This window comes from Mycolicibacterium arseniciresistens (assembly GCF_030519285.1).
Classification (GTDB): Bacteria; Actinomycetota; Actinomycetes; order Mycobacteriales; family Mycobacteriaceae; genus Mycobacterium; species Mycobacterium arseniciresistens.
The window spans coordinates 1-730 of sequence record NZ_JAUMSQ010000032.1 but is presented as its reverse complement, the minus strand read 5'-3'; the positions used below and the strand labels follow the sequence as shown (position 1 = coordinate 730).

General features: G+C 71.8%; 1 pseudogene. It reads right to left on the bottom strand.

Features of this window, described 5'->3' with window-relative positions:
* Positions 1-730, bottom strand: a pseudogene (locus Q2100_RS07280) (HNH endonuclease); the annotation flags it as partial.

Here is a 730-nt window from a genome sequence, read left to right as displayed (position 1 = left end):
TGACCAGGATGTTCAGTTTTCCCGGGGCTGGTGGTGCGGTCGAGCGGTACTGGCCCCCGCTGGGGGTGACGAACTGCGCGGTGTGGACGCCGTCGACCTCGCTGGTGGCGACCTGCCAGCCCGGGGCCTCCTTGTCGTAATTGCAGCGCGCGCACTCACCCAGACCGTTGACCGCACTGGTCGGCCCGCCCTTGTGGTGCGGGTGGGCGTGGTCGTGGTGGCGGATCGGCGCATCGCAATACGGGGTACGACACCGCTGATCACGCAGATCGATGAACCTCGCCAACCCTTTCGGGAAACACCGCGACCGCGACTCCATCGCCACCAACGCCCCCGAGGACGGCCGCGCATAGAGCCGCCGCAGCGCCGCCGCCCCGGTACCGGCGGCGTCGGCCACCATTCGCCGCGCGATGGCCGCCGGGATCGGCCCGTAGCCCTGCAGGTGCGCCGGCTCGGCGTCCCCGCCCAGCAGCGCCCGATCCGACATGACCAGATCAACGCTCACCGGCGCCGGATCGGCGGCCTGCTGGCCGGTGACCCGCTCATAGAGGGTGTCGGCCATCACCTGCCCGCGGTTGCGGCCGTCACCGGTGCTGTCGGCCGCACGCTTGAGCGCGGCGTACACCCCCACTCCCTGGGCGACCGGCAGCAACGCGGTCACGTACACCATGCAATCGGGGGCGGGCCGCGTCGTCACGGTCCGCTCACTGGGCGCCTTGGCCGCCCGGTC